General features: G+C 68.5%; 4 protein-coding genes and 1 pseudogene. 3 read left to right on the top strand and 2 right to left on the bottom strand.

Going from position 1 to position 4,246, the window contains the following annotated elements; all coding sequences use genetic code 11:
• Positions 1–98: 98 nt before the first annotated feature.
• The 3 genes and pseudogenes from ACZ4W9_RS36970 to ACZ4W9_RS36960 all read left to right on the top strand — a co-directional run.
• A pseudogene (locus ACZ4W9_RS36970) lies at positions 99–221 on the top strand (HIT domain-containing protein); the annotation flags it as partial.
• On the top strand, positions 218–901 hold the full coding sequence (locus tag ACZ4W9_RS36965) for a hypothetical protein (protein WP_467943403.1): 684 nt from the start codon (positions 218–220) through the stop codon (positions 899–901). The pseudogene ACZ4W9_RS36970 and the gene ACZ4W9_RS36965, both read left to right, overlap by 4 nt.
• Positions 898–1,425 (top strand): hypothetical protein, encoded by a 528-nt coding sequence (locus tag ACZ4W9_RS36960; protein ID WP_467943401.1) that lies wholly within the window; start codon positions 898–900, stop codon positions 1,423–1,425. Before ACZ4W9_RS36965 ends, ACZ4W9_RS36960 begins: the two co-directional genes overlap by 4 nt.
• Before the next feature lie 193 nt (positions 1,426–1,618).
• Here ACZ4W9_RS36960 and ACZ4W9_RS36955 read toward each other — a convergent pair whose 3' ends face one another.
• The gene (locus ACZ4W9_RS36955) at positions 1,619–2,533 is read right to left on the bottom strand and encodes a ParA family protein (RefSeq protein ID WP_467943399.1); all 915 of its coding nucleotides are present in this window, start codon (positions 2,531–2,533) and stop codon (positions 1,619–1,621) included.
• 32 nt (positions 2,534–2,565) lie between these two features.
• A complete protein-coding gene (locus tag ACZ4W9_RS36950; protein ID WP_467943397.1) occupies positions 2,566–4,038 on the bottom strand; it encodes a ParB/RepB/Spo0J family partition protein in 1,473 nt (490 codons plus the stop codon).
• Positions 4,039–4,246: the final 208 nt, after the last annotated feature.

The following is a 4,246-nucleotide window of genomic DNA, read 5'->3' as shown; positions in this document are numbered from 1 at the left end:
GCCCCCTTGCGTCCGTAATCGAACCGGCAGCAAAGCTACACGCGCGTCTCGGCAACCGACTTGACGGCTTGGGGGCGTGAGGCGTCTACCTCACCTCCTGCGGCCCGGACGCGACCCAGACCGTGTTCCACCTCCACGGCCACCTCGTCCCGCGCCGCGCCGGCGACAACCTCGCCCTGCCCTGGAACCGCCTCACCCGCGAACAGGAACCGACCCGATGAAGCGACTCTTCCGCCGCTGCGGCCACGCCCCCGGCGCCCCTACTCCCGAGGACCTGGCCGCCCTCGACACCGTCCGTGCGACGCTCACCGCACTGCGCAACCCGCAACCCTGGACACCCGGCTGCGCCCGTGACATCGCCGTGCACGTCGGCCCCTTCATCGAGCGCGCGCACCCTCGGCCCGGCGACGACCACGGCCCCGACATGATCTCCATCGCCCTAGTTCACCCCGACACCCCGCACGCCGCGGCCTACCTCCATGGCCGCGAGCTCGGCTACACCCGTGGCTGGCTGCGCTGCCAGACGACCGCGATCCTCGGCCTCTGGCAGCCCGGCTACACGCTGCTCACCCACGCCGCCGCGAACCTGGCCCTGCCCGACGACCTCGGCATGGACCCTGCCCACTACGCCCTCTACGTCGATGCCCACCGGTACGACGACGATCCCGACGGCTTCACCCTGCTGCGCCTCGGCCCCTACACCCGAATCCGGCACGCCCAGCAGGACTACGACCGGATCGCCGCCGCGCTGGACGGGCGGGAGACCATCCTCGTGCCCGGCCATCGTGTCTCCGCAAGGTTCGATCCGTTCAACGTCAGCGACCACCAGCTGTTCGCCGACCCGTACGAGGCCGACGTAGTGGCGCTCCTGGACGCCGCCGTTGCGGGGGTGAGCGCGTGACTGTCCCGGCCCTGTACGAGATCGAGACCAGCGAGGGCGACGACGGCACCATGTACCCCGCCGAACAGCTCTGGACGCCCTGCGCCGACGGCGCGGCCGACCACGGGTTCATCGCCCACCAGGGCCTGTTCGTCGCCGGGATCGACGGTGGCGCCGACGATGACCTTTACCCGGTCGGCTTCCTGGTCCTCGGGCACCAGCGGTGGGCCGACATCATTGCGGCCGCTGCCGCGTACATGGCCCGGACCCACGGCTGGCGGAACTTGCATCTGTACCCGGGCGACGACCCCTCGGTCCTCATCCCCCGCATCCCGCGCGCCGTTCACACCCACGGCGTCTTCTTACGGCACCCGCTCCCGGACTACGGCTGCGGATGCGAGTGGGACGACACCTGGCGCATGGTGTGGGCTGCCACTGAACCCGGTGCCATGCCGATCACCGCGCTGCGGCACCCGGCCGCACCGGTGACCGCCACTGGCATTCCCGATCCCGACGCAGACGCGCCCGCGACCTGGGCAGCCTGACAGCCGAAGGCCCGGCTCTCCCGCAGATGGATCGCGGGGGAGCCGGGCCTTCTTGCGTTTCAGGGCTTGGAAACAAAAGTTTCCAAGCCGTTCGGGTCGCTCGAACACCGGAGGGAAACAAGGGCCCGGTCCCCGTGAGCTGCGGGGACCGGGCCCTTTTGCGTTCCAACCTTCTTGTTTCCCGCGGGAAACGTCAGGTGCGGCGGTCGAAGCCGAGCGCAGTGGCGACCTTGTTGTACTCCTGGGCGGGCATGCTGTTCGGCGCGAAGATCGGCACCGGGCAGTCGTCGCGGTAGATCTTCGGCATCTCGCCGGACCAGTGAACGAGAGGCAACAGGAGCTCGCCGTAGGCGTCCTCCAGCTCTGCGAGCGTCCTGAAGTGCTCCTTGGTGCCGTATGAGGAGTTAGGCGCGGCGCAGGCGAGGATCCGCTTCACCTCGGGGGAGATGCCCTTGGTGATGTACTTCCGCTGGGTGCGGATTTCGTGGAGCTTCTTCTCCAGGCGCACGAGTGCGCCGGCCTCCTTGAAGGTGCACAGCACCGGAGGGAGGACTTCGCCGTCGACGTCCTTGTCCAGGGCGATGAACGCGGTGACGGTGGTGCGCCCGTAGGTGGCCGGGCAGTCGATGAGGACCGCGTCCCATTCACCGTCCATCGCCGCCAAGCCGTCGCGAATCCAGTACGAGTCGGCGTTGCGGTGGTCGTTGAGGAGCCGCTCGGCTTCGTCGATGTCCGGGTCGTCGATGTTGCCGGGGACGATGTACAGGTTCTCGATCAGTTCGTACGCCGCGTCAGGGTCCTCCGGGTCGATCTCATCGACCTGGTACCGGGCCTGAACGACGGCGTCCTTCAGCTCGGCCTGTTCCTTTATGACGTCCGTGATCCCGAGTTGCCCGTCCCGGAACGTGCTGTAGCCCAGGACCTGGCTGCTGTTGCACTGCGGGTCCAGGTCGATGACGAGGACCCGGTACCCGCGCTGCGCGATGATCGTGGCGAGGCTGGTACAGGAGCTGGTCTTGGCGGTGCCGCCGGCCTTGAGGGCAAAGACGATGACGCGGGTCTTGTCGAGGACGCGTCCTCTGGCGAGCGCTGCGGTGCTGCTGTTCATGGGAGTCTCCGAAGAGCCGGGGAGGGCGGTGTTCACTTCGCCTCCTGGAGGGAGAGGCCAAGCAGTTCCTGCTCGTACTCGGTCGGCTGGTAGGCCACCTTGCTGGTGATGAGGAACTTCAGGTGCGCGCGGTCGCGGTCGTCCCATTCGCGGTCGGTTCGGGAGGCACGTACCTCGTTGGCGGCGAGAGCGATGGCGAACGCGGCCCGGCGCTTCAGGTTGGCATCGCCGTCGGCGGCGACTGCATCGAAGTAGGCGGCCGCCCGTCCGGCCTTGGGCCCCTTCCCCAGGTCCCTCAGCCACTCGTGGGCGCGGGTGGCCGCCGCCTTCCACTCCTTCGGGCTGAGCACGGCGTTGACCAGGAGCGCGTCGACTTCGGAGGCGCCGGCGTACCGCTCCTCGGAAAGAATGAGTCGGCAAGCGAGGTCGCGCTGCTCGGCTGACTCGGCTGCTGCGCGGAGCCTGCTCCGATCCTCGGCCGACTCCTTGGACTCGGTCCCATCGGACGGCTTGCCGTCTGCGGCGCTATCACCGGTCGTCTGATGCGGGATCGACGTCTCGCCCTGTTGCTGGCCGGCGGGACCCGCCTGTTCCGTTCCCTGCTCCTGGTCGTGTTTCCCGCGGGAAACGTCCCCGTCGTCTCCCGACGTCTCCGACGTGTCATCGATCGGAGCGGAGCGGCTCGACTTCGTGTTTCCCGCGGGAAACACAGTTGCTTCGAGCTTGAGCCGGTTCTTCGCAGCCTCCGCCGTGATCTTCTCGTCCTGCATCCAGCCGAATGCCTTCAACTGGAGAGCGTGCGCAGCTTCGGAGGAGTTGCTGTCCTGGCCATCCTTGATGGTCGACAGCGTGTAGCCGGCCTTGGGCGAGGTGCTGCCCGCGTGAATCGAGTCCTGGATCTCCTGCGGGAGGTCCAGCAGGTTGAGGATCCGGGTGACACTTCCCCGGCTGCCGTAACCAGCCCGCTCGGCGATCTGCTCACCGGTCAGGCCGCGCCGCCGCAACAGGTCCAGCTGGAGGGCCTGCTCGATGGGCGTAAGGTTCTCCCGATCCTTGTTCTCACTGATCAGGTTCTCCTCGACCGTGCGCTCCTTGGCCCACTTGTCGCGGAGGATCACCAGCATCGGCTTCCCGGTCTTGAGGGCAGCCTCACGGCGACGGTGGCCCGGACCAAGGATGTAGGTCCGATCTGGGTGCGGCACCTGGTCTGCCCACTCCGGGTACATCTCCATGAACAGGTCGGTGTGCATCACAGCACCGGGAGTGTGGACGCCCTGACGCTGGACGCTGTCGACCAGCTCGTCGATGTTCCCCAGCCCGAGACGCTGGTTCATGGGGTTCGGGCTGATGTCGGCCGGGTCGTGCTCGAACAGCTCCCCGTCCTCGGGATCAAGCGTATGGATTCCCGAGGGGCCCGGGTTGGGCACGCCGACCCCAGCCTTCGCCCGCTCTTGGTTGAGCTTGCCGCCGCCCTTGTTCCGCCTGGGCTTGCGTGGCGCGGTCATGAGTCCTCCGGGATGGTGCTGTGGTGATAACGGAGGGAACCCTAGCGGTCGCCCCACCGGGGAGAGCCTCTTGGGCGCCGATGTTCGCTCCGAAGGGCTGAGAGGCGGGGGCGGGGGGGGGGGGGGGGGGGGGGGGGGGGGGGGGGGGGGGGGGGGGGGGGGGGGGGGGGGGGGGGGGGAGAGGGAGGGGGGGGGGGGGGGGTTGGGT

The sequence above is a fragment of the Streptomyces sp. NPDC029296 genome, from assembly GCF_055569255.1.
The sequence above is the reverse complement of the archived record's forward strand: the minus strand, read 5'-3'. Positions and strand labels throughout refer to the sequence as shown.